At 71.4% G+C, this 23,990-nt stretch carries 24 protein-coding genes; 7 read left to right on the forward strand and 17 right to left on the reverse strand.

The window, feature by feature from the left end; all coding sequences use genetic code 11:
* Positions 1-61: 61 nt before the first annotated feature.
* The 3 genes from GA0070624_RS28365 to GA0070624_RS28375 form a co-directional block, all read right to left on the reverse strand.
* Complete coding sequence (locus GA0070624_RS28365) at positions 62-829, reverse strand: enoyl-CoA hydratase/isomerase family protein (protein WP_091345925.1); 768 nt, start codon at positions 827-829, stop codon at positions 62-64.
* A 43-nt stretch (positions 830-872) separates the two neighbouring features.
* The gene (locus tag GA0070624_RS28370) at positions 873-1,100 is read right to left on the reverse strand and encodes a helix-turn-helix domain-containing protein (protein WP_007462679.1); all 228 of its coding nucleotides are present in this window, start codon (positions 1,098-1,100) and stop codon (positions 873-875) included.
* 165 nt (positions 1,101-1,265) lie between these two features.
* A complete protein-coding gene (locus GA0070624_RS28375) occupies positions 1,266-2,870 on the reverse strand; it encodes an ABC-F family ATP-binding cassette domain-containing protein (protein ID WP_091345926.1) in 1,605 nt (534 codons plus the stop codon).
* 246 nt (positions 2,871-3,116) lie between these two features.
* On the opposite strand from GA0070624_RS28375, the gene ypfJ reads away from it, so the two are divergent.
* Positions 3,117-4,031 carry a KPN_02809 family neutral zinc metallopeptidase gene (gene ypfJ, locus GA0070624_RS28380; protein ID WP_091345928.1) on the forward strand — a complete coding sequence of 305 codons (915 nt, stop codon included), beginning with the start codon at positions 3,117-3,119 and terminating at the stop codon, positions 4,029-4,031.
* Positions 4,032-4,233: 202 nt separating this feature from the next.
* Here ypfJ and GA0070624_RS28385 read toward each other — a convergent pair whose 3' ends face one another.
* The 3 genes from GA0070624_RS28385 to GA0070624_RS28395 form a co-directional block, all read right to left on the reverse strand.
* Positions 4,234-4,599 (reverse strand): YybH family protein, encoded by a 366-nt coding sequence (locus GA0070624_RS28385; RefSeq protein ID WP_091345930.1) that lies wholly within the window; start codon positions 4,597-4,599, stop codon positions 4,234-4,236.
* 371 nt (positions 4,600-4,970) lie between these two features.
* Positions 4,971-5,627, reverse strand: coding sequence for an acVLRF1 family peptidyl-tRNA hydrolase (locus GA0070624_RS28390; protein ID WP_091349984.1), 657 nt, complete (start codon positions 5,625-5,627; stop codon positions 4,971-4,973).
* A 57-nt stretch (positions 5,628-5,684) separates the two neighbouring features.
* Complete coding sequence (locus GA0070624_RS28395) at positions 5,685-6,314, reverse strand: LysE family transporter (RefSeq protein ID WP_091345931.1); 630 nt, start codon at positions 6,312-6,314, stop codon at positions 5,685-5,687.
* Positions 6,315-6,544: 230 nt separating this feature from the next.
* Here GA0070624_RS28395 and GA0070624_RS34420 point away from each other — a divergent pair, with 230 nt between their 5' ends.
* Positions 6,545-6,775 carry a hypothetical protein gene (locus GA0070624_RS34420; protein WP_141715210.1) on the forward strand — a complete coding sequence of 77 codons (231 nt, stop codon included), beginning with the start codon at positions 6,545-6,547 and terminating at the stop codon, positions 6,773-6,775.
* A gap of 15 nt (positions 6,776-6,790) precedes the next feature.
* Here the strand turns inward: GA0070624_RS34420 and GA0070624_RS28405 are convergent, their stop codons facing one another.
* Genes GA0070624_RS28405 through GA0070624_RS28440 form a run of 8 tightly spaced genes read right to left on the reverse strand, consistent with a single transcriptional unit; the run spans position 6,791 to position 13,400 of the window.
* On the reverse strand, positions 6,791-7,165 hold the full coding sequence (locus GA0070624_RS28405; protein ID WP_091345935.1) for a metal-sulfur cluster assembly factor: 375 nt from the start codon (positions 7,163-7,165) through the stop codon (positions 6,791-6,793).
* Positions 7,162-7,638: a Fe-S cluster assembly sulfur transfer protein SufU gene (gene sufU, locus GA0070624_RS28410; protein WP_091345937.1), complete on the reverse strand. Its 477-nt coding sequence runs from the start codon at positions 7,636-7,638 to the stop codon at positions 7,162-7,164. The genes GA0070624_RS28405 and sufU overlap by 4 nt, the downstream gene beginning before the upstream one ends.
* Positions 7,638-8,942 (reverse strand): cysteine desulfurase, encoded by a 1,305-nt coding sequence (locus GA0070624_RS28415; protein WP_091345939.1) that lies wholly within the window; start codon positions 8,940-8,942, stop codon positions 7,638-7,640. Before GA0070624_RS28415 ends, sufU begins: the two co-directional genes overlap by 1 nt.
* Positions 8,943-8,964: 22 nt before the next feature.
* Positions 8,965-9,738, reverse strand: a complete 774-nt coding sequence (gene sufC, locus GA0070624_RS28420) for a Fe-S cluster assembly ATPase SufC (RefSeq protein WP_091345942.1) — start codon at positions 9,736-9,738, stop codon at positions 8,965-8,967.
* Positions 9,738-10,064: a non-heme iron oxygenase ferredoxin subunit gene (locus GA0070624_RS28425; protein WP_088961257.1), complete on the reverse strand. Its 327-nt coding sequence runs from the start codon at positions 10,062-10,064 to the stop codon at positions 9,738-9,740. The genes sufC and GA0070624_RS28425 overlap by 1 nt, the downstream gene beginning before the upstream one ends.
* Entirely contained in the window at positions 10,064-11,212 is a 1,149-nt protein-coding gene (gene sufD / locus GA0070624_RS28430; RefSeq protein WP_091345944.1) for a Fe-S cluster assembly protein SufD, read from the reverse strand. The genes GA0070624_RS28425 and sufD overlap by 1 nt, the downstream gene beginning before the upstream one ends.
* A 56-nt stretch (positions 11,213-11,268) precedes the next feature.
* A complete protein-coding gene (gene sufB, locus GA0070624_RS28435) occupies positions 11,269-12,699 on the reverse strand; it encodes a Fe-S cluster assembly protein SufB (RefSeq protein ID WP_091345946.1) in 1,431 nt (476 codons plus the stop codon).
* Positions 12,696-13,400 (reverse strand): helix-turn-helix transcriptional regulator, encoded by a 705-nt coding sequence (locus GA0070624_RS28440; RefSeq protein WP_091349988.1) that lies wholly within the window; start codon positions 13,398-13,400, stop codon positions 12,696-12,698. The genes sufB and GA0070624_RS28440 overlap by 4 nt, the downstream gene beginning before the upstream one ends.
* Before the next feature lie 212 nt (positions 13,401-13,612).
* On the opposite strand from GA0070624_RS28440, the gene GA0070624_RS28445 reads away from it, so the two are divergent.
* The gene (locus GA0070624_RS28445) at positions 13,613-14,557 is read left to right on the forward strand and encodes a COX15/CtaA family protein (RefSeq protein WP_091345947.1); all 945 of its coding nucleotides are present in this window, start codon (positions 13,613-13,615) and stop codon (positions 14,555-14,557) included.
* An 89-nt stretch (positions 14,558-14,646) separates the two neighbouring features.
* Here GA0070624_RS28445 and GA0070624_RS28450 read toward each other — a convergent pair whose 3' ends face one another.
* The 3 genes from GA0070624_RS28450 to GA0070624_RS28460 all read right to left on the reverse strand — a co-directional run bounded on the left by GA0070624_RS28450 (position 14,647) and on the right by GA0070624_RS28460 (position 17,114).
* Positions 14,647-15,570 (reverse strand): ATP-grasp domain-containing protein, encoded by a 924-nt coding sequence (locus GA0070624_RS28450; RefSeq protein WP_091349993.1) that lies wholly within the window; start codon positions 15,568-15,570, stop codon positions 14,647-14,649.
* 8 nt (positions 15,571-15,578) lie between these two features.
* On the reverse strand, positions 15,579-15,914 hold the full coding sequence (locus tag GA0070624_RS28455) for a hypothetical protein (RefSeq protein WP_091345948.1): 336 nt from the start codon (positions 15,912-15,914) through the stop codon (positions 15,579-15,581).
* A 240-nt stretch (positions 15,915-16,154) separates the two neighbouring features.
* Positions 16,155-17,114 (reverse strand): heme o synthase, encoded by a 960-nt coding sequence (locus GA0070624_RS28460; RefSeq protein WP_091345950.1) that lies wholly within the window; start codon positions 17,112-17,114, stop codon positions 16,155-16,157.
* 265 nt (positions 17,115-17,379) lie between these two features.
* On the opposite strand from GA0070624_RS28460, the gene tkt reads away from it, so the two are divergent.
* The 4 genes from tkt (at position 17,380) to zwf (ending at position 23,988) form a co-directional block, all read left to right on the forward strand.
* Positions 17,380-19,518 carry a transketolase gene (gene tkt / locus GA0070624_RS28465; protein WP_091345952.1) on the forward strand — a complete coding sequence of 713 codons (2,139 nt, stop codon included), beginning with the start codon at positions 17,380-17,382 and terminating at the stop codon, positions 19,516-19,518.
* 16 nt (positions 19,519-19,534) lie between these two features.
* Positions 19,535-20,713, forward strand: coding sequence for a transaldolase (tal, locus tag GA0070624_RS28470; protein WP_091345954.1), 1,179 nt, complete (start codon positions 19,535-19,537; stop codon positions 20,711-20,713).
* 73 nt (positions 20,714-20,786) lie between these two features.
* Positions 20,787-22,436: a glucose-6-phosphate isomerase gene (locus GA0070624_RS28475; protein ID WP_091345956.1), complete on the forward strand. Its 1,650-nt coding sequence runs from the start codon at positions 20,787-20,789 to the stop codon at positions 22,434-22,436.
* Positions 22,437-22,473: 37 nt separating this feature from the next.
* Positions 22,474-23,988, forward strand: a complete 1,515-nt coding sequence (zwf, locus tag GA0070624_RS28480) for a glucose-6-phosphate dehydrogenase (RefSeq protein WP_091345958.1) — start codon at positions 22,474-22,476, stop codon at positions 23,986-23,988.
* Positions 23,989-23,990 lie beyond the last annotated feature (2 nt).

Consider the following 23,990-nt stretch of genomic DNA (forward strand, 5'->3'; position numbering starts at 1 on the left):
CAATTCTCCCGACGACTACGACAACCTCGGCAGTAACCCGGATCTTCCCAAACGGTCCTTACTATTCTCCCCGCCCGGCGAGATCACGCAGCCGGCGGGTCTGCGCCTCCCGCTCGGCGCGCTGCTGCTCGGCGTGGGACCGACCGGCGGCGCCGGCCAGCAGCGCCTTGATCTCCACCACGGCATCCCGGTTGTTGGCCAGCAGGCCGGCGGTCAGGTCCCGCACCGCGGCGTCCAACTCGGCGTTGGGCACGACGAGGGTGGCCAGCCCGATCCGGTCCGCCTCGGCGGCGTCCATCCGGCGGCCGGTGGTGCAGATCTCCAGCGCCCGGGAGTAGCCGACCAGCTCGACCAGGCGCTTGGTGCCGGCGAGGTCGGGGACCAGGCCGAGAGTGACCTCGGCCATGGAGAGCTTGGCATCCTCGGCGAGGACCCGCAGGTCGCAGGCGAGGGCGAGCTGGAAGCCGGCGCCGATGGCGTGCCCCTGCACGGCGGCCACCGAGATCACGTCGGGCCGGTGCAGCCAGGTGAAGCCGGCCTGGAACTCGACGATCCGGTCCGCGCACTCCTGCTCGGGCAAAGTAGACAGCTCGGCGAAGGAGCCCGGCCCGGAGGCGCCGGCCACCGACAGGTCGAGACCGGCGGAGAACGCCCGCCCCTCGCCGCGCACCACGACGACCCGTACGTCGCCGGGCAGCTCCCGGGAGAAGTCGCTCATCGCGCGCCACATGGTCGGGGTCTGCGCGTTGAGCACGTCGGGCCGGCACAACGTCACCGTCGCGACCGGCCCGTCGCAGTCGAGTCGTACCCCGGCCGTCTCGGCGGTCACCGGACCGCCCGGGGCACGGCGCTGATGGACGCTGGTGAGCGGGTCACGCCTTCTTGCGGCGCCGGGCACCGCCACGCTGCCGCAGCTGCACCCCGGACTCGGTGAGCACCCGGTGGATGAACCCGTAGGACCGGCCGGTCGAGGCCGCGAGCGCACGGATGCTCTCACCCGAGGTGTACCGCTTTACCAGGTCCTTGGCGAGCGTCTGACGCTCGGCTCCGACGATCCGGCGACCCTTCTCAGTGCTGGTGGCTGTGCCAGTGGCTGCCATGCTGATTCCTCACGTCCCAGACTGTGCGGTTCGGATACGGTCCCACCTATTAGACCGCCTCCAACGATCATGCGCCAGATATCAACTCTTCGCCAACCGACACGCTGTGCAATGTCAACTTCCCGATAGCGTGACCTTCCCGACCGCCCGGATCGGCCGCCGCCGTCAGGCAAGTTCGACCAGTTCAAGGAGGTCGTCGCTCCAGGCGTCCTCGTCGCCGTCGGGGAGCAGGATGGCGCGGTCCGGCTTGAGCGCGGTGACGGCGCCCGGGTCGTGGGTGACCAGCACGATCGCGCCCGGGTACCGGGCGATCGCGTCGAGCACCTGCTCGCGGCTGACCGGGTCGAGGTTGTTGGTCGGCTCGTCCAGCAGCAGCACGTTGGCGCCCGAGCAGACAAGCGTGGCCAGGGCCAGCCGGGTCTTCTCGCCGCCGGAGAGCACCCCGGCCGGCTTGTCCACGTCCTCCCCGGAGAAGAGGAACGCACCGAGGATCTTGCGCAGGTCGGTGTCGGTCTGCTCCGGCGCGGCGCTGCGCATGTGCTCCAGGATCGTCCGGTCCACGTCCAGCGTCTCGTGCTCCTGGGCGTAGTAGCCCAGCCGCAGCCCGTGGCCCGGGCGCACCGCGCCGGTGTCCGGCTCCAGCAGGCCGCCGAGAATCCGCAGCAGGGTCGTCTTGCCGGCGCCGTTGAGCCCCAGGATGGCCACCCGGGAGCCGCGGTCCACCGCGACGTCGACGTCGGTGAAGATCTCCAGCGACCCGTACGACTTGGAGAGGCCGGTCGCGGTGAGCGGGGTCCTGCCGCACGGGGCAGGGGTGGGGAAGCGCACCTTGGCCACCTTGTCGGCGACGCGTACCTCGTCCAGGCCGGCCAACAGCTTCTCGGCGCGGCGGGCCATGTTCTGCGCGGCGACGGTCTTGGTGGCCTTGGCGCGCATCTTGTCCGCCTGGGCCATCAGCGCGCCGGCCTTCTTCTCGGCGTTGGCCCGCTCCCGGCGCCGGCGCCGCTCGTCGGTCTCCCGCGCCTCCAGGTACGCCTTCCAGCCCAGGTTGTAGACGTCCACCACGGAACGGGTGGCGTCGAGGAACCAGACCTTGTTGACCACCGACTCCAGCAGCGAGGCGTCGTGGGAGATCACGATCAGGCCGCCCTTGTGGTTGGCGAGGAAGCCGCGCAGCCAGGTGATCGAGTCGGCGTCCAGGTGGTTGGTGGGCTCGTCGAGGAGCAGGATGCCGCCGCCGTTCTCGCCGGCGTCGCGGAACAGGATCCGGGCCAGCTCGATCCGGCGGCGCTGGCCACCGGAGAGGGTGCCGATGGTCTGCGCCAGGGCGCGGTCCGGCAGACCCAGGTTGGCGCAGATCCGCGCGGCCTCGGCCTCGGCCGCGTACCCGCCGAGGGCGGCGAACTGGTCCTCCAGCGCGCCGTAGCGGCGGACCAGCTTCTCGTCGGCGTCCTCGGCGAGCCGGGCCTCCATCTCCTTCATCTGCGCCATGAGCAGGTCCAGGCCCCGGGCGGAGAGCACCCGATCCCGCCCGGTGACCTCCAGGTCACCGGTGCGCGGGTCCTGCGGCAGGTAGCCGATGGCGCTGCGCCGGTCGATCTGCCCGGCGTACGGCTGCCCCTCCCCCGCCAGCACCTTCAGGGTGGTGGTCTTGCCGGCGCCGTTGCGCCCGACCAGGCCGATCCGGTCGCCCGGCTGCACCCGCAGGGTGGTGTCGGACAGCAGGATCCGGGAACCGGCGCGCAGTTCCAGGCCGGTGGCAGTGATCATCTCGCGGTACTCGCTCTCGGGATTTCAGAAGGGCTGACTCAGGGCACGCGAAAGCGCCGGCGGGCCCGATGGACCGTCGGCGCGGGGCGGTTCAGCCTTCGCAGAGCAGCACGCGGCAAGTGTACCGGGCGGCCTGTCGCGCTCCGTCCGGATTACCGAGCAAGATCATCGGGTACCGAAACGGCGTCCGGACCCGGTCCGGTACCGCAACCACCAAAACTGGATCTAACGGTGATCGGGGTCATTATGGAGCTGAACGAGAACGCGCGGATCGACACCAGCCAGGTGGATGATCGGCGGGGGTCCGGCGGAGGCGGCGGGATGGGGATACCGATCCCGATCGGCGGCGGCCGGGGGGGCATCGTCGGCATCATCATCGCCGTGCTCGTCGCCCTCATCGGCGGCGGTTTCGGCCTCAACGCGGCGACCAACGGGGGCTCGGACGACCAGGGCGACAACACCTCGCTGGAGCAGAAGTGCTCGGCCGAGGACCGGCTCCAGCAGCTCGACTGCCGCAACACGCTCTACGTCAACTCGATCCAGGCGTACTGGCGCAAGGCCATGCCGGAGGCCTTCGGCGATCAGTACCAGGCCGCCAAGACCGTCTTCTTCAGCCAGGGCGTCAACACCGGCTGCGGGCAGGCGGACTCCGGCGTCGGGCCGTTCTACTGCCCGGCCGACGACCGGGTCTACATCGACCTGACCTTCTACCGGTTGCTCGCCGACCAACTCGGCGCCGAGGGCGAGTTCGCCCAGCCGTACGTGCTGGCCCACGAGTACGGCCACCACGTGCAGGACCTGCTCGGCACCGAGGCGCAGATGCGGCGCCAGCAGCAGCGCGACCCGAACAACGCCAACGCGCTCTCGGTGAAGCTGGAGCTGCAGGCCGACTGCTACGCCGGCGCGTGGGCCAAGAACGCCACCGGCACCGCCGACGAGCAGGGCCAGAAGGTCTTCAAGAGCATCACCGAGCAGGACATCCAGCAGGCGATCGACACCGCCGAGAAGATCGGCGACGACGCGATCCAGAAGCGCTCAGGCCGGCCGGTGAACCCGGACGAGTTCACCCACGGCACCTCCGAGCAGCGCAAGCAGTGGTTCACCAAGGGGTACTCGACCGGGGACCCGAAGTCCTGCGACACCTTCGGCAACAGCCGGTAGAACCGGCGCCCGGCCGCACCGGCCACGCGACGACGAGGACCCCGGCGACCGGGTGGGCGAGCCGCCGCCGGGGTCCCGTGCCGTGGAGATGAGGACGCGGCCAGCTGTTCCGCCGTCTTCCACGACACCGCCGCACTCTCCGGCTCGAAGGTGGCGGGGCGTTCGCCAGGTCGCCGAGGTTTCGGTCATCGAGGGCTTCGGTTTATTCGAGCCGCGATACCTGGTAGTGGCTGATGAACCAGGCGTCGCCGATCCGTCGCACGATCACGCTGAGGTAACCGGTCAGGACCGGCCGGTCGGTGAAGGCGAAGTCGACACTCAGGTAACCGAGGACAAGGTCGTCGGCGAGGCGCCGGGTCTCCCGAATGTCGTACGCGGCAGTCATGCCGATCGGCTGGGAGGCGTAATACTCGGCAACGCCTTCGCGGCCGACACTGTACGGGTGCAGGCCTTGGAAGATCGCGTCGTCGGTGAAGTACGACGCGACCCGATCGGGGTCGTGGGCGTTGACGGCGGACCTCCACTGGTCGAGGACGGTACGCAGGATCTGGGCCTCGATGCTGGTCATGGTGGTCTTCCCATGCTGTTGGACGGATGAGCGCTGACGCTCGACGTCGGCACGCTCGGTCTCGAGACCGACATGGCGTGGATCCCGTCGGGCGACCCGTTCCGGGGTTACCGGGCGAGGCTGACCGGGTCGTTCGGGTGCGGCGACAAACGGAGTAATGCAGTCCCTTCGCCGGGCACCCACCACTGCCTATTTTGCAGGGGAAAACGCCCCTTTGGGTGCGACTGCCGCCTTTCGGTACGCCGCCTGCTCGCCGACTCGGGAAGCTCAGTGCCGACCGGCAGTCACGGCGGGTCCACCCCGGCTCGGGTGGCGACACGGGTTCCTCGGCCGGATCCGGCCGCCGCGGGCGCCAACGCCAACCGCTCGGGTCAGCCGGCGCGGTCGGGGTCGCGGACCAGGATGCGCACGGCTCGGGCGGCGGCGATGGCACCCACCAGCACCGCTTGCCGGGGCTCGGGCACGTCGAGCAACCGCTCGGCGCGCAGCGCGGCGAGCGGGGCGAGCCGCCGGTCGGCCAGCACGGTGTCCACGGACCGCCGGTCGCCCCCGCAGACCAGGGCGCTCAGCGTCGCCGCCTCCGGCAACAGCAGCCGTACGGCCAGCTCCACCGCGTCGCCCAGGGCCGCCTTCGCCTGGTTGTCCCGCCGCCGGGCGAAGCGCTGCTGGGACCACCCGCCCGCGGCGGTGCGCCCCTGCACGTACCGGGTGTCCACCTTGGAGACCACCAGGTCGGTGCCCGCCGCGACACCGACCGCCACCGCGCCCTTTCGGGCGAGCAGCAAGCCGAGCCGGCGTGGTGCGGCGGCGGCGACCACGAATCCGGGCACGTCGGTGGCGGCCGCCGCCCCAGGCGGGGTGTGCAGCTCGGCGGTCGCGCCGTCCGGGGCGGAGAGCAGCAGGCCGTACTCCTGGACGGTCGTGGTGGGCGGGCCGTGCCGGTCGGCGAAGCCCTCGACCCAGCGGGCGACGCGGGCCGGGTCGACCTCGACCCACCGGCCGCCCCCGGCTGCGGGTCGGCTGGTCACCGCCCGACCGTACGGCACGGCGGCGGCTGTCGGGTCCGTCGGGGCGCTGTCCGGCGGTCAGCCGGGCGGCAGCATGTCGACCGCCAGCGCGGCGATCAGAGCGCTGGAGGCCAGGGCGGTGGCCGTCCGGCCGCGAGGCCCGGCGAGCGCACGCCCGACCAGGGTCCCACCACCGGCCACGAGCAGCTGCCAACTCGCCGACGCCAGGAAGGCGCCCGCCACGAAGAGCGCCGCTGTCACGGCGCTGAGGTCACCGGCGTCCCGACGACCGAGCACGAGCGCGGCGAAGTAGACGATGGTCATCGGGTTCAGCAGGGTGAGCGCCAGCAGCGCGGCGAACGCACGCCCGGGCGTGCTCAGCCCCGTGGTTCCACCGGACCGGCCGGGCTCCGCCGGCCTGGGCCGCAGCGCCCGCCAGGCGCCGTGTCCGGCCAGCACTAGGAGCACTCCGGCCGCGATCCAGCGCAGCGGGTCGGCGACCGGCCCGACCAGACCGGCCAGCGCGGCACCGCCGAGCGCGGCCACGGCGGCGTAGAGCCCGTCCGCGGTGGCCACCGCGAGCGCCGCGGCGGCGCCGACCCGGAAGGAGGTACGGGCACTGAGCCCGAGGATCAGCACGGCGATCGCGCCGACGGGAATGGCGACGCCGTAGCCGGCGAGCAGGCCGGCCACGAACGCGGCGGTCATGCCGGCGGGCCGGAGACCGTCGCGGATCGCCGCACCGCCTGCTGTCGCCGGCCAGGCCTGGCCGCCGCGACAGGGACGTGCATACGGGTCCGTGCGATCACGACGACGATTGTCCCGGCCCGGACGGGCCGGCGCGACGGGATTTCCAGTCGCACATCGACGTACACGTGCGGCGGGGCCGCGGCGTAGGCCGCGGCCCCACCTTGCTGCGCGGTGCGTCAGTCGGCGCAGTGCACGTCGACGAAGTAGGTGGCGCTGACGACGACCTGGTGCCGCCCTGCTCGGCCGCCTCGACGTGGGCCTCGTGGAACGCCAGCACGGCCGGGTTGTACTCCGAGTACTTCACGTTGGACGCGCCGTTCGTGTCGAGCCACGTCGCCGCGAGCCCGTCGACCGGCTCGGCCACGCCCGGCTTCCAGAAGCGAAAGCGGCCGGCCCGGCTTTCGCCGGGCCGGCCGTAGTCGGAATTCGACAGCTCAGACGTTGAAGCCGAGGGAGCGGAGCTGCTCCCGGCCCTCGTCGGTGATCTTGTCCGGGCCCCACGGCGGCAGCCAGACCCAGTTGATCCGGATGTCGTTGACCAGTCCGCCGCCCGGCCCGGTGGTCAGCGCCTGCCGGGCCTGGTCCTCGATCACGTCGGTGAGCGGGCAGGCCGCCGAGGTCAGCGTCATGTCCAGCGTGGCCACGTTGTCCTCGTCCACGTGCACGCCGTACACCAGGCCGAGGTCGACCACGTTGATGCCCAGCTCCGGGTCGACGACGTCCTTCATCGCCTCCTCGATGTCGGCGACGCTGGCCTTGCCGCCGTCGGCCGCCGGCGTCGCCGCGGTGGCGGTTTCCTCGCTACTCATGCCTTCACCTCCGTTGAACTCATGCCCACGCCGGCGCGTGCCGCGGCGTCCTTGAACGCCATCCACGGCAGCAGCGCGCACTTGACCCGGGCCGGGTAGCGCGCGACACCCGCGAACGCCACCCCGTCACCGAGCACGTCCTCGTCCGGCGCGACCTGGCCACGGCCGGACATCAACTCGACGAACGCCTCGTGCACGGCGAACGCCTCGCCCGCGCCCCGACCGCGCAACAGCTCGTGCAGCACGCTCGCCGAGGCCTGACTGATCGAGCAGCCCATGCCGTCGTACGAGATGTCGTGGAGCACGTCGCCGTCGGTGGCCACCCGGACGGTGACCTCGTCGCCGCAGGTCGGGTTGACGTGGTGCGCCTCGGCGACCCGGTCGGCCGGGTCGTCGGCGTCGCGCAGGCCACGCCCGTGCGGGTGCTTGTAGTGATCCAGGATGATCTCCTGGTAGAGCTGGTCGAGCTGCATCAGTCGAACACCTTCCGCGCCTGCTCCAGACCCGCCACCAGGGCGTCGATCTCCTCCGTGGTGGTGTACAGGTAGAACGACGCCCGCGTCATGGCCGGCACGCCGAACCGGCTGCACACCGGCTTGGCGCAGTGGTGGCCCACCCGGACCTGCACGCCGAGCGAGTCGAGCACCTGGCCCACGTCGTGCGGGTGGATGTCGCCGAGCGCGAACGAGATGGTCCCGCCCCGGCCGACCGGCACCGTCGGCCCGAAGATCCGCAGGCCGGGCACGGTGGCGAGGGCGTCCAGCGCGTACGCGGTCAGCGCCTTCTCGTGCCACTGGATGGCCCGCATGCCGATCCCGGTGAGGTAGTCCACCGCCGCGCCGAGCGCCACCGCCTCGGCGATCGGCGGGGTGCCCGCCTCGAACCGGGCCGGCGGCGCGGCGAAGGTCGACCGCTCCATGCCGACGGTCTCGATCATCGAGCCGCCGCCGAACACCGGGGGCATCGCGGCGAGCAGCTCGGACCGGCCCCAGAGCACCCCGATGCCGGTCGGGCCGCACATCTTGTGCCCGGTGAAGGCGATGAAGTCGGCGTCGTAGTCGACCACGTCCATCGGCATGTGCGGCACCGACTGCGAGCAGTCGAGCAGCAGCAGCGCGCCGACCTCCCGAACCCGCTGGGTGATCCGCGAGGTGGCGTTGACCGTGCCGAGGATGTTGGACATGTGCACCAGCGAGACGATCTTCGTCCGCTCGGTGACCAGGTCCGCCAGCCCCGACTCGTCCAGCCGGCCCTGCTCGGTGACCGGGAACCAGCGCAGGGTCGCGCCGGTCCGCTCGGCCAGCAGCTGCCACGGGACGATGTTCGAGTGGTGCTCCATCTCGGAGATCACGATCTCGTCGCCCGGGCCGATCCGGAACCGCGGGTCGGCGTCGGGCCGCAGCGAGGCGTTGGAGAACGCGTACGCCACGAGGTTGATCGCCTCGGTGGAGTTCTTGGTGAACACCACCTCGTCCGGACTCGGCGCGTTGATGAACGCGGCGATCTTCGCCCGCGCCCCCTCGTACGCCTCGGTCGCCTCGGTGCCCAGCGTGTGCACCGAGCGCGACACGTTGGCGTTGTGCATCGCGTAGTGCTCGGCGAGCACGTCGAGCACCTGCCGCGGCTTGTGCGAGGTGTTGGCGCTGTCGAGATAGACCAGCCGGTGCCCGTTGATCTCCCGATCGAGGATCGGGAAGTCCGCGCGCACCTTGGACACGTCGAAACGCGGCACGTCGTCGTACTGCGGCATCCCCTCGGGGATGGCGATGGTGGTCATCTCAGCGGCCCCTGTCCGTGTGTCAGGCCCGCGCCGAACCGGCCCCGGCGACGTACCGCTCGTAGCCCTCGTCCTCGAGCTTGTCGGCCAGCTCCGGGCCGCCCTGCTCGACGATCCGGCCGGCGACGAAGACGTGCACGAAGTCGGGCTTGATGTAGCGCAGGATCCGGGTGTAGTGGGTGATCAGCAGCAGGCCGGTGTCGCCGGTGTCGCGGACCCGGTTCACGCCCTCGCTGACCACGCGCAGCGCATCGACGTCCAGACCGGAGTCGGTCTCGTCGAGGATGGCCATCTTCGGCTTGAGCAGCTCCAGCTGCACGATCTCGTGCCGCTTCTTCTCACCGCCGGAGAAGCCCTCGTTGACGTTGCGCTGGGCGAACGCCGGGTCCATCTGGAGGCGCTCCATGGCGCCGCGCAGCTCGCCGCCCCAGGTGCGCAGCTTCGGGGCCTCGCCGTCGATGGCGGTCTTGGCGGTACGCAGGAAGTTGGCGACCGAGACGCCGGGGACCTCGACCGGGTACTGCATGGCCAGGAAGAGGCCGGCGCGGGCCCGCTCGTCGACGGACATGGCCAGCACGTCCTCGCCGTCGAGGGTCACCGAGCCGCCGGTGATCTCGTACTTGGGGTGGCCGGCGATCGAGTACGCCAGGGTGGACTTGCCGGAGCCGTTCGGGCCCATGATCGCGTGGGTCTCGCCCGACTTCACGGTCAGGTCGACACCGGCCAGGATCGGCTTGAGCTCACCCTCGGGCAGCTTGACCGACACCTTCAGGTCGCGGATCTCCAGGGTGCTCATTATCGGGTCACTCCATTGCTCGGCGTCAGGCTGACGTAGATGTCGCCGTCGCGGACTTCGACGGGATAGACGGGAACGGGTTCGGTCGCGGGCAGCCCGGTGGGCTCACCCGTCCGCAGGTCGAAACGGGATCCGTGCAGCCAGCATTCCAGCGTGCACCCGTCGACCTCGCCCTCGGAGAGGGCCACCGCGGCGTGCGAGCACTCGTCGTACACGGCGTAGAAGTTGTCGTCCTCGCCGTGCACGATGGCGATCTGGGTGCCGTCCACGTCGGCGCTGATCGCGGTGCCCTTCGGCACGTCCTCGGTCGAGCAGATCTTGATCATCAGGCGCCGGCCTTGGTGAGTCGCGCCTCGATCGCGTCGCCGAGCCGCTCGCGCAGCTCCTCGACCGGGATCTTGTTGATCAGCTCGGCGAAGAAGCCGCGGACCACCAGGCGGCGGGCCTCGGCCTCCGGGATGCCCCGGGCCATCAGGTAGAACAGCTGCTCGTCGTCGAAGCGGCCGGTCGCGCTGGCGTGGCCGGCGCCGGCGATCTCGCCGGTCTCGATCTCCAGATTCGGTACGGAGTCCGCCCGGGCGCCGTCGGTGAGCAGCAGGTTCCGGTTGATCTCGTACGTGTCGGTACCGGTCGCCTCGGCGCGGATCAGCACGTCACCCACCCAGACGGTGTGCGCGCTCTCCCCCTGCAGGGCGCCCCGGTAGCCGACGTAGCTGCGGCAGTCCGGCACGGTGTGGTCGACCAGCTGGCGGTGCTCCAGGTGCTGGCCGGAGTCGGCGAAGTAGACGCCGTACAGCTCGGCCTCGCCGCCCCGGTCGGTGTACTCGACCGAGGTGTACTGGCGGACCAGGTCGCCGCCGAGGCTGACCTGGACGTGCACCACCCGGGCGTCCCGACCAAGCTTGATCTTGATGTGCTGCGCCTGCACCGCGTCGGGCGCCCAGTCGGCCACGGTGACCAGGGTCAGCTTGGCCCCGTCGCCGACCGTCACCTCGACGTTGTCGGCCAGCGTGGCCGAGCCCTCCTGGGAGAACACGACCGTCGCCTCGGCGAACCGGCCCACCTGGACCTGGGTCCGGGCGAAGGAGAGCTCCTCGGGGTACGCGCCCAGCAGCCGGACGACAACCGGCTCGGACACCACGGCCTCGGCCGCCACCTCGACCACCGCGACCCGTGCCGCCCCAGCGTGGGCCAGCGCGCTGATCCGGTCGATCGGCACGAGCACCGACGCGACGCTGGCGTCGGTCGGCTCGACGAACCGCACCGACACCCCGGCCGGCAGGCGCGGGTGCTCCACGGTGACGCCCCGGCCGGTGGCGGCCGAAGTGTCCGCCGTGGCCAGGCCGCGCAGGCGCTTGAGCGGGGTGAAACGCCACTCCTCCTCCAGGCCGGTCAGGGCCGGGAAGTCGGCGACGTCGTACGAGCGGAGCGCCTGCGACTTGGTGCTGGGCGGCGCGGAAGCCTGGGTAGTCATCTCTTCCTTGGTCTGTTCTGCGACGACGGTGTCTGGTGCGGGTCGGGCGGGCGGCGTCAGCCGACCGCGCCCTCCATCTGGAGCTCGATCAGGCGGTTGAGCTCCAGGGCGTACTCCATCGGGAGTTCCTTGGCGATCGGCTCGATGAAGCCGCGCACGATCATCGCCATCGCCTCGTCCTCGCTCAGCCCCCGGCTCATCAGGTAGAAGAGCTGGTCGTCGCTGATCTTGGAGACGGTCGCCTCGTGCCCCATCGACACGTCGTCCTCGCGGATGTCGACGTACGGGTAGGTGTCCGAGCGGGAGATGGTGTCGACCAGCAGCGCGTCGCACTTGACCGTGCTCCGGCTGCTGTGCGAACCCTCCAGCACCTGCACCAGGCCGCGGTACGAGGTGCGGCCGCCACCCCGGGCGATCGACTTCGACACGATGGTGCTGCTGGTGTGCGGCGCGGCGTGCACCATCTTGGCGCCCGCGTCCTGGTGCTGGCCCTCGCCGGCCATGGCCACCGAGAGCACCTCGCCCTTGGCGTGCTCGCCGGTCATGTAGACCGCCGGGTACTTCATGGTGACCTTGGAGCCGATGTTGCCGTCGACCCACTCCATGGTCGCGCCCTCGTGGCAGACGGCGCGCTTGGTGACCAGGTTGTAGACGTTGTTCGACCAGTTCTGGATGGTCGTGTAGCGGCAGCGCGCGTTCTTCTTGACGATGATCTCCACGACCGCGCTGTGCAGCGAGTCCGAGGAGTAGAGCGGCGCGGTGCAGCCCTCGACGTAGTGCACGTACGCACCCTCGTCGACGATGATCAGGGTCCGCTCGAACTGGCCCATGTTCTCCGTGTTGATCCGGAAGTAGGCCTGCAGCGGGATCTCCACGTGCACGCCCTTCGGCACATAGATGAACGAGCCACCGGACCACACGGAGGTGTTCAGCGCGGCGAACTTGTTGTCGCCGACCGGGATCACCGTGCCGAAGTACTCCTTGAAGATGTCCTCGTGCTCCTTGAGGGCGGTGTCGGTGTCCAGGAAGATGACACCCTGCTCCTCGAGGTCCTCACGGATCTTGTGGTAGACCACCTCGGACTCGTACTGCGCCGCGACACCGGCGACCAGCCGCTGCTTCTCCGCCTCCGGGATGCCCAGCCGGTCGTAGGTGTTCTTGATGTCCTCCGGCAGGTCCTCCCAGCTGGTGGCCTGCTTCTCCGTCGAGCGGACGAAGTACTTGATGTTGTCGAAGTCGATCCCGGTGAGGTCGGCGCCCCAGGCCGGCATCGGCTTGCGGTCGAACAGCCGCAGGCCCTTCAGCCGCAGGTCGAGCATCCAGGCCGGCTCGTTCTTCTTCGCCGAGATGTCCCGCACCACCGCCTCGTTGAGGCCGCGCTGAGCGGAGGCCCCGGCGACGTCGGGGTCGGCCCAGCCGTACTCGTAGCGGCCCAGGGCGGCGAGCTGCTCCTCCTGGGTCAGGGGCTGGACGATCTGCTCGGTCATTTATCTGTCCTCACAGTGGTGACGGTCTTACCGGACATGCGTGGCTGAGTGGGGATGTGCGTGGTGCACACCCCGTCGCCGTGCGCGATGGTGGCCAGGCGCTGCACGTGGGTGCCGACCAGACGGGAGATCACCGCGGTCTCGGCCTCGCACAGCTGGGGAAACTCGGCGGCCACGTGCGCCACCGGGCAGTGGTGCTGACACAGCTGGCCGCCGGAGGCGATCGTGGACGCGTTGGCAGCGTAGCCCTCGGCGGTCAGCGCCCCGGCGAGTGCCTCCGCCCGCGCGAGGGGGTCGTCGCCGGCGTCCTCCATGGCCGCGCGACAGCGGGCCTCCAGGGTGGCGACCTGATCGGCGGCGAACGCCTCGACCGCCTCCGACCCGCCGTTGCGGGCGATCCAGCGCAGCGCGGCGGTGGCCATGTTGTCGTAGTGGTGGGTGCCGCAGCGGACCCGGGCCGCGTCCGTCAGCAGGAAGACCTTGGCCGGGCGGCCCCGCCCGCGGGTGCCCCGGACGGCCTGCTCGCGGGCGACCACGTCGCCGTCGGCCAGCATCGCGTCGAGGTGCCGGCGGATCGCCGCCGGGCTGAGCCCGAGCGCCGAGCCGAGCTGCGCGGCGGTGGTCGCCCCCCGCTCCAGCAGCAGCTGGGTGACCCGGTCGCGGGTGGAAAGATCGGCGGACGCGGCCTGCGACAACTCCAGCTCGGCGCGTCTGACGCCGCGCCGCGAGCTGGAGCCGTCGCCGGCGACCGGAGCGGTCGTCGGCTGGTGCCCGGGGAGCGCCGCCGCGTTTTTCACAACGCCAACGTTACGTAATTCGTCGGAGGCCCGCAAACCCGGGTCCCGGTGATCCGGAACACCGGGTCGGCGGAGTCACCCGATCGGGTACCACTACGGTGCGTAGGATTCGCTCCGTGAAGCCTTCCGTCCGGTTCCCGGTCTCCGCCTCGCTGCTGCGCCGCCTCGCGTACGCCTCGATCATCGCGAACGTGGCGATCGTGGTCACCGGCGGGGCGGTCCGGCTCACCGCCTCCGGCCTCGGCTGCCCCACCTGGCCCCGGTGCACCGACGCGTCGTACCACACGACGCCGGAGATGGGCGTGCACGGGATGATCGAGTTCGGCAACCGGCTGCTGACCTTCGCGGTGGGGATCATCGCGCTGGCCGTGCTGCTCGCCGTGCTGGCCCAGCGGCCCCGCCGGCGCGGGCTGCTGCCGCTGGCGATCGCGGTCTTCCTGGGCATCCCCGCGCAGGCGGTGATCGGCGGGATCACCGTGCTGACCAACCTCAACCCGTGGGTGGTCGGGCTGCACTTCCTCGCCTCGATGGCGGTGATCGCGGCCGCGTACGCCCTCTGGCGGCGGATCGCCGACCCGGACGGCCCGGCGGTGGCCACCGTGCCCGGGCCGCTGCGCACGCTGGCGCTGCTCACGACGCTGGTGAGCGCGGCGGTGCTGGTGGTGGGCACGTGGGTGACCGGCAGCGGCCCGCACGCCGGCGACCAGGGCGCCGCCCGCAACGGCCTGGACCCCGAGTCGATCTCCCAGGTGCACGCCGACGGGGTGTTCCTGCTGATCGGGCTCTCCGTGGCGCTGATCTTCGCCTTCCGGGCGGTCGGCGCGACCCGGGCGACGCGGGCCGCCGTGGTGCTGGTCGCGGTGGAGCTGGGTCAGGGCCTGATCGGCTTCGTGCAGTACTTCACCCACCTGCCGGCGGCGCTGGTCGCCGCGCACATGCTCGGCTCCTGCCTGGTGCTGCTGGCCGCCCTGGGGGTGCTCTGGTCGACCCGCGAGCGCCGCCCCGTCGAGCCGACCCCGACCGCCACCCCGGCCGCCGAGCCGGTCACCGCGGCCGCCTGACGCCGCTCCCGCACCCCCCACGGCGGCCGGAGACGGGAACGGGTGCGTTTGTTTGTCGCTGGGGCGACAACAAACGCACCCGGAGAAGGTCAGGCGCTGGGGTGCAGGTGGGTGGCGATCGCCTCGGCGAGGCGGTCGGGGGCGCCGTCGGCGTACCCGATGAACAGGCTCGGCTCGGTCAGCTCCAGCTCGACCAGCACGGGTGAACCGTCCGGACCGGGGATGAGGTCCACCCGGGCGTAGAGCAGACGGTCGGGGCCGCCGGGCACCACGGCCAGGGTCTTCTCCGCCACGGCCAGCTGCTCGGGCGTGGCCGTCCGGGCGGTGATCTCCTCGGGCTTGTAGAGCCCCTCCACGCCCAGATCCGGGCCGGTCAGCATCGGGCCCTTGCGGATCGCGTGGCTGAACGCCAGGCCGTCCGGGCCGGCCAGGAAGAGCAGCGCGGTCTCGCCGACGGTGTCCACCGCGGTCAGGTACGGCTGCAGCATGGTGAGCCGGCCCGCGTCGGAGAGCCGCCGTACGTGCGCGACGGCCAGCTTGCGGTGCTCCGGGTCGGCCAGGTCGTACCGGCCGGTGTCCTGGCTGCCGGCGCTGACGGCGGGCTTGATGACGTACTCGGCACGGTCGGCCGGCAGGGTCCAGGTCTCCCCCGGCGCGACCCACGAGGTCGGGACGGTCGGCACTCCGGCGGCGGCGAGCTCGCCCAGGTAACGCTTGTCGGTGTTCCAGCGGACCACGTCGGCCGGGTTGGCCAGGGCGGGCACGGTCTGCGCCCAGGCGACGAACTCGTCGCGGCGCAGCGCGTAGTCCCACGGCGAGCGGAGCACGACCAGGTCGTACGCGGACCAGTCCACGGCCCGGTCGTCCCAGACCACCGCCTCGGCGGCGATCCCGCGGGCGGCCAGCGGGGCGAGCACGAGCCGGTCGTCCGGGTCGAGGTCGGACAGCTCGGTACAGGTGACGAGCGCGACCCGGGGTTCCCCCCGGGTCGACTGCTGGTGGTGGTTGGTCAATTTGTCGGTCAACGGGCCATCGTGCGCCGGGCCATGGACCGCCACAGGTCGTTGCTCGGACGCATCTGGTCCATCAGTTCACGCTCCCAGGCGTTCTCGACGGCGACCCCGGCCTTGGCGCAAGCCTGCCGCGCGACGTCGGTGCCGGCCGCGAACTGGTCGGCCCACGCCCCGTCCTCACCCACGAGCACGATCCGCGCACCGCGCTTTCCGACGTACTCGATGACCGCCTTCGCCCCGCCGTGTCCGGCGGCGAACGACTTGATGCCCGAGACCAGGCCGTTGGGGGCCTGCTCCGGAGCGGTCTGCTCAGCCGTCAGCGTCGTATCGGAACCATCTGCCATGACGCGAAGCCTAAGCAGAGTTCCATCCGGGTGCGCGAGTTCGACGAACACTTTGTGATGCCAATTACGAAGAGGTTTAAGGAAGACCACAGGAAATTTGCCCGGATGTGTCGCTTAAGTTCGGGCGAAGCGGACAGGTGAGATCATCACAGTCTGTCCCGATTGAGCCGCCCTGACTCACGTCGAAAAAAATCCGGAAAAATTCTTCGGGACTCGTCCCACCGGCCGGACGGAACCGGCTCAGATCAGGGCGTCCAGCGCCACAGCGGCGAACAGGATGGTGAGGTAGGTGGTGGACCAGTGGAACAGCCGCATCGGCTTGACCGCCTCGCCGCGCGCCGCGCGCCGGCAGAGCTTGTGCGCCTCGACCACGAAGATGCCGCCGACCACCAGCGCGGTGACGCCGTAGATCGGGCTCATCCCCAGCGGCCAGACGGCCAGCGAGGAGAGCAGGGTCAGCCAGGAGAAGATGATGATCTCGGCATTGACCCGTCGCACGGAGGCCACCACCGGCAGCATCGGGATGCCGGCCCGGGCGTAGTCGGCCTTGTACTTGATGGCGAGCGCGTAGAAGTGCGGCATCTGCCAGAAGAAGACCACCGCGAACAGGCCCCACGCGGCGGGGGCCAGCGAGCCGGTGACCGCGGCCCAGCCGATCAGCACCGGCGCCGCCCCGCACACCCCGCCCCAGAAGGTGTTCTGCGCCGTGGTCCGCTTGAGCCAGAGCGTGTAGACCAGGTCGTAGTAGGCGATCGCCGCCAGGGTCAGCCCGGCCGCCAGCAGGTTGGTGAACACGGCCATCAGGGCGACCGACACCACCGCCAGCACCAGCCCGAAGACCAGCGCGTTGCGCGGCGACACGGTGTGCGCGGGCAGCGGACGGCGCTTGGTGCGCCGCATCAACTGGTCGATGTCCCGGTCGATGTAGCAGTTCAGCACGCTGGCCGCGCCGGCGGCGAGGGAGCCGCCGACCAGCACTACGGCCACCAGCCAGAGCGGGGGCATCCCCCCGTCGGCGAGCATCATCGCCGGCACGGTGGTAACCAGGAGCAGCTCGACGATCCGCGGCTTGGTCAGCGCGACGTACGCGGAGACGACGGCCCGGACGTCCCGACGGCCGCTCGCCGACGCCTCGGCCACCGTGCGCACCGGCGGCTGCCCGGCAGGGTTGCTGACGGGGCGCTCGGTGATCATGCTCACGGATTGCCACCTTCCGGCGTCGGCAGGGGGGGTCGGGGTCGGCCGGACCCGTCCCGGGTCCACACACCGCCCCACAGACTACGCGTCGTCGTTTGCGCTGCCCGGGCGACCCGAGAACGGTGCGGGCCGTCACAGTCGGAGCTGACCGACCGATCCGTCCGGACCCGTACAGACGAGCATGCACTGATCCCCGGGCGGACGTTTAGGACCGCTCGATAGGGTCATCAGTGAGGGTTCCGCCCATCTGCCGAGGAGCACAACGATCGTGGCTGCCAACCGACCCGAGCAACCCGCACTCAACTGGTCCGACCTCGACCGCAGGGCCGTCGACACGGTCCGCGTGCTGGCCATGGACGCCGTGGAGAAATCCGGCAACGGCCACCCGGGCACGGCGATGAGCCTCGCGCCCGCGGCGTACCTGCTCTTCAACCGGGTCATGCGGCACAACCCGGCCGACCCGAACTGGCCCGGCCGGGACCGCTTCGTGCTCTCCGCCGGGCACTCCAGCCTGACCCTCTACATCCAGCTCTTCCTCTCCGGCTACCCGCTGAGCCTGCAGGACCTCCAGTCGCTGCGCCAGTGGGGCTCGCTCACCCCGGGCCACCCGGAGCACGGGCACACCCCGGGCGTGGAGACCACCACCGGGCCGCTCGGCCAGGGCATGGGCAACGCGGTCGGCATGGCGATGGCGGCGCGCCGCGAGCGCGGCCTCTTCGACCCGGAGTCCGAGGCCGGCGAGTCGGTCTTCGACCACGACATCTGGTGCATCGCCTCGGACGGCGACATCGAGGAGGGCATCAGCCACGAGGCCAGCTCCCTCGCCGGCCACCAGCAGCTGGGCAACCTCACGGTGATCTACGACGACAACGAGATCTCCATCGAGGACGACACCCGGATCGCCAAGAGCGAGGACGTCGCGGCCCGCTACGAGGCGTACGGGTGGCACGTGCAGACCGTCGACTGGCGCCGCGGCGACGCCGACCAGGGCGACTACCACGAGGACGTGGAGGCGCTCTACCGGGCGCTGCTGGCCGCCAAGGCGGAAACCGCCCGCCCCTCCTTCATCGCGCTGCGCACCATCATCGGCTGGCCCGCGCCGAACAAGAAGAACACCGGCAAGATCCACGGCTCGGCGCTCGGCGCCGACGAGGTGGCCGCCACGAAGCAGATCCTCGGCTTCGACCCGGCGAAGAGCTTCGAGGTCGACGAGGAGGTGCTCGACCACGCCCGAACGGTGATGGGCCGGGGCGCCGCCGCCCAGCAGGAGTGGAACGGCGCCTTCGAGGCCTGGGCCAAGGCCAACCCGGAGCGCAGGGCGCTCTACGACCGGATGGCCGCTCGGGCGCTCCCCCAGGGCTGGGCGGACGCCCTGCCGACCTTCCCCGCCGACGCCAAGGGCATCGCCACCCGGGCCGCCTCCGGCAAGGTCCTCGAGGCGCTCGCGCCGGTGCTGCCGGAGCTCTGGGGTGGCTCGGCCGACCTGGCGGAGAGCAACAACACCACGATGAAGGGCGAGCCGTCCTTCATCCCGGCGAACCATGCCACCAAGGACTTCCCCGGCCACGAGTACGGCCGCACGCTGCACTTCGGCATCCGTGAGCACGCCATGGGCGCCATCCTCAACGGCATCGCCCTGCACGGCGGCACCCGCCCGTACGGCGGCACGTTCCTGGTGTTCAGCGACTACATGCGCCCGTCCGTCCGACTCGCCGCGCTGATGAAGCTGCCGGTGGTCTACGTCTGGACGCACGACTCGATCGGCCTCGGCGAGGACGGGCCGACCCACCAGCCGGTGGAGCAGGTGACCGCGCTGCGGGCCATCCCCGGCCTGGACGTGGTCCGCCCGGCCGACGCGAACGAGACCGCCTGGGCGTGGCGGCAGGCGCTGGAGCACACCGACCGGCCGACCGCGCTGGCGCTCAGCCGCCAGCCGCTGCCGACCCTCGACCGCGACCAGCTGGCCGGCGCCGAGGGCGTCGCCAAGGGCGGGTACGTGCTGGCCGAGGCGTCCACCGGCAGGCCGCAGGTGATCCTCGTCGGCACCGGCTCCGAGGTGCAGCTCTGCCTCACCGCGCGGGAGCGGCTGGAGGCCAGCGGCACGCCGACCCGGGTCGTCTCGATGCCCTGCCAGGAGTGGTTCTTCGAGCAGGACGAGGCGTACCGGGAGTCGGTCCTGCCACGCGGGGTAAAGGCACGGGTGAGCGTGGAGGCGGGCATCGCCATGTCCTGGCGCGCCATCGTCGGCGACTGCGGCGAGAGCGTCAGCCTGGAGCACTACGGGGCGAGCGCCCCGCACACCGTGCTCTTCGAGCAGTTCGGCTTCACCCCCGACCGGATCGTGGCGGCCGCACACGCGGCGCTGACCCGGGTGGGCGACATCACCGGTAACCCGACCGGCAACTGAGGGGAGCGTGGAGGGGATGACGGACAGGCTGGCTGAGCTCAGCGCCACGGGTGTGGCGATCTGGCTCGACGATCTTTCGCGGGTGCGGCTGAGCACCGGCGGGCTGGACCAACTGCGCCGGGAGAAGCACGTGGCCGGGGTGACCTCGAACCCGACCATCTTCGCCAAGGCGCTCAGCGCCGCCGACGAGTACAACTGGCAGCTGAAGGACCTGGCCGTCCGCGGGGTGGACGTCGAGGAGGCGGCCCGCATGCTCACCACGTACGACGTGCGGTGGGCCTGCGACGTGATGCGGCCGTCATACGAGAAGAGCGCCGGCATCGACGGCCGGGTCTCCCTCGAGGTGGACCCGCGGCTGGCCCACGAGACGGAGAAGACGGTCGCCGAGGCGAAGGCGCTGTGGTGGCTGGTCGACCGGCCGAACCTCTTCATCAAGATCCCGGCCACCCTGGAGGGCCTGCCGGCGATCACCGCGACCCTGGCCGAGGGGATCAGCGTCAACGTGACGCTGATCTTCGGCCTGGACCGGTACTCCCAGGTGATGGACGCCTTCCTCGCCGGCCTGGAGCAGGCGAAGGCGAACGGCCACGACCTGTCGAAGATGGGCTCGGTGGCCTCGTTCTTCGTCTCCCGGGTCGACAGCGAGGTCGATAAGCGGCTGGAGAAGATCGGCTCCGACCAGGCCAAGGCGTTGTGTGGCAAGGCCGCGATCGCCAACGCCCGGCTGGCGTATGAGCGCTACTGCGAGGTCTTCTCCTCGGACCGCTGGCAGGCCCTGGCCGACGCCGGCGCCCACCCGCAGCGCCCGCTCTGGGCCTCCACCTCGACGAAGAACCCGAACTACCGGGACGTCATGTACGTCGAGGAGCTGATCGCCCCCGGCACGGTGAACACCATGCCGGAGCCGACCATCCACGCCGTCGCCGACCACGGTGAGGTCCGGGGCGACACCATCACCGGCGCGTACGACGATGCCCGCAAGGTCTTCGCCGACCTGAAGTCGGTCGGCGTCGACATGGCCGACGTGGTCGCCGTGCTGGAGCGGGAGGGCGTGGAGAAGTTCGCGGCCAGCTGGCTGGAGCTGCTCGACGGCGTACGCAAGTCGCTCGCCGCGGCCGGCCAGGGCAGCGGCAAGCCCGGCGCGGCCGCAAAGGGCAGCGCCCAGGCCGCCGAGCAGGCCGGGGGCAACGCGTGACGAACGGCGCCGGACGCGCCCCGGGGCGACCCGGGGCGCGCCACCCCGTTCCCGGGCCCGGCGGGGTGGCGTCGTGAGCGACCTGCTGGCCGGGCCGGCGGAGGCAGCCGCCGGGCTGACCGTGTACGGCGCGGACCCGGTCGACCGGTCCGCGCCCGCGTCCGCCCGGGAAGCCCTGGTGGCGCGGGGCTCTCCGGCCAAGCTGGCGGCGAAGGACCCGACGCTGTGGGGCCCGGAGGCCGAGGCGACGGCGCGGATCCGCCTGGGCTGGCTGGACACCCACCGCCGCAGCCGGGAGCTGCTCCCCCAGCTCGCCGAGCTGACCGAGGAGCTGGCCGAGCTGGACCACGTGGTGCTCGCCGGGATGGGCGGCTCGTCGCTCGCCCCCGAGGTCATCGCGCGCAGCCTGGGCCGGCCGCTGACCGTGCTGGACACCACCGACCCCGGACAGGTGCGGGCGACGCTGGCGGACCGGCTGGAGCGCACCGTGGTGGTGATCTCCAGCAAGTCGGGCTCGACGGTGGAGACCGACGCCCACCGGCGCACGTACTGGCAGGCGTTCCTCGACGCCGGCATGACCGAGTCGGAGGCCGCCCGACACTTCGTGGTGGTCACCGACCCGGATTCGCCGCTCGCGGCGACCGCCGCCGAGATGGGCCCGCTCACCATCAACGCCGACCCCGAGGTGGGCGGCCGGTACTCGGCGCTGACCGCGTTCGGCCTGGTCCCGACCGCGCTGGCCGGGGTCTCCGTGACAGAACTGCTCGACGAGGCCGAGGCGCTGTCGCCGGCGCTGGGCCGGGACCGGGACAACCCCGGCCTGGCCCTGGGTGCCGCCCTGGCCGCGGCCGCCACCGTCGGACGGGACAAGGTCGCCCTGGTCGCCGACGGCACCGGAATCGATGGCCTGGGCGACTGGATCGAGCAGCTGATCGCCGAGTCCACCGGGAAGGCCGGGGTCGGCATCCTGCCCGTGGTGGTGGAGTCCCCGCAGGCCCCCGTCGCCGCCGGCCCGGACGTGCTGACCGTGACCTACGGCGGGGCACTGACCGCCGGGGACGTGCCCGGTGGCGGCTGCGACCCGGACGTGGCGGTCAACGGCCCGCTCGGCGCCCACTTCCTGACCTGGGAGTACGCCACCGCGATCGCCAGCGTGGTGCTCGGCGTCAACCCGTTCGACCAGCCGAACGTCACCGAGAGCAAGGAGAACACCGACCGCATCCTCGCCTCGGGCCCGCCGGCGGAGACGCCGTCGTTCACCGAGGGCGCGATCGAGGTGTACACCCCACCGGGCGCCCCGGGTGACCTGACCGGTGTGCTGCGCCGGCTCCTCGACGGGCTCGCCGACGACGGCTACCTGGCCGTCATGGCGTTCCTCGACCGGCACGCCGACGCCGCGCTGGCCGGCCTGCGCCCGCTGCTGGCCCGGGCGACCCGCCGGCCGGTCACCTTCGGGTGGGGGCCGCGCTTCCTGCACTCCACCGGGCAGTACCACAAGGGCGGCCCGCCGCTCGGCAGCTATCTTCAGGTGACCGGCGCGGTCGCCGATGATCTGCCGGTGCCCGGGCGCCCGTACTCCTTCGGACAGCTGCAGGCGGCCCAGGCCGCCGGCGACCGGCAGGCCCTGGCCGGCCGGGGGCGTCCGGTGCTGCGACTGCACCTGACCGAGCGGGCGGCGGGGGTCGCCCAGCTGCTCGAGGCGGCCGGACGGACACTGACGTGACGATGAATGACGTAATCCAGCGGAGCGAGGAGGCGGCATGAACCCGCTGCGCGAGCCACAGGACCGGCGGCTGCCGCGGATTCCGGAGTCGTGCGCTCTGGTGATCTTCGGGGTCACCGGTGACCTGGCCCGAAAGAAACTGCTGCCGGCGGTCTACGACCTGGCCAACCGGGGGCTGCTGCCGCCCGGTTTCGTGGTCCTCGGCTTCGCCCGGCGGGACTGGGGCGACGGCGACTTCGAGTCGGTCGCCCACGACGCGGCGAAGAAACACGCCCGTACCCCGTGGCGGGAGGAGGTCTGGTCCCGGCTGGCCGGCAACATCAAGTTCGTCGGCGGCTCGTTCGACGACGACGCCGCCTTCGACCACCTCGCGGCGACGCTCGACGAGCTGCGCGACAGCCACGGCATCCCCGGCAACGCCGCCTTCTACTTCTCCATCCCGCCGGCGGCCTTCCCCGTGGTGCTCAAGCAGCTCGCCCGCACCGGCATGGCGGACAACGCCAAGTCCGGCGGCTGGCGGCGGGTGGTGGTGGAGAAGCCGTTCGGCAACGACCTGCCCTCGGCGAAGGCGCTCAACGACCTGGTCGACGACGTCTTCACCCGCGAGGACGTCTTCCGGATCGACCACTACCTGGGCAAGGAGACGGTCCAGAACATCCTCGCCCTGCGGTTCTCGAACAACCTGTTCGAGCCGCTGTGGAACGGCAAGTACGTCGACTCGGTGCAGATCACCATGGCCGAGGATGTCGGCATCGGCACCCGGGCCGGCTTCTACGACTCCGCCGGCGCGGCCCGGGACGTGCTGCAGAACCACCTGCTCCAGCTGCTGGCGCTGGTGGCGATGGAGGAGCCGACCAGCTTCGACGCCGACGAGATCCGGACCGAGAAGCTCAAGGTGCTCAAGGCGATCACCGTGCCGAAGGACGTGGCCCGGTACACCGTCCGGGGCCAGTACCTGCCCGGCTGGGTCGCCGGCGAACGCGCCGTCGGCTACCTGGAGGAGCGGGGCGTCCCAAAGGACTCCACCACGGAGACCTACGTGGCGGTCCGGCTCGGCATCCAGAACCGGCGCTGGGCCGAGGTGCCCTTCTACATCCGGGCCGGCAAGCGGCTGCCCCGGCGGGTCACCGAGGTGGCCATCATCTTCAAGAAGGCGCCGCACCTGCCGTTCAATCCGGCGGACGTGGAGTCGCTCGGCAGCAACCAGCTGGTCATCCGGGTCCAGCCGGACGAGGGCGTGGTGCTGAAGTTCGGCTCCAAGGTGCCCGGCACCGCGATGGAGGTCCGCGACATCGCGATGGACTTCCAGTACGGCGAGGCGTTCACCGAGTCCAGCCCGGAGGCGTACGAGCGGCTGGTGCTGGACGTGCTGATCGGTGACCGCACCCTCTTCCCCGACGCCGCCGAGGTCGAGCAGAGCTGGGCGGTGGTGGACCCGCTGGAGCGCGCCTGGGCGGAAACGAAGCCAGAGCCGTACCGGGCCGGCGAGTGGGGCCCGCGGGCCGCCGACGAGATGCTGGCCCGCGAAGGCCGGGCCTGGCGGCGGGCGTGAGT

The organism is Micromonospora rhizosphaerae (genome assembly GCF_900091465.1).
In the GTDB taxonomy this organism is placed as follows: Bacteria; Actinomycetota; Actinomycetes; order Mycobacteriales; family Micromonosporaceae; genus Micromonospora; species Micromonospora rhizosphaerae.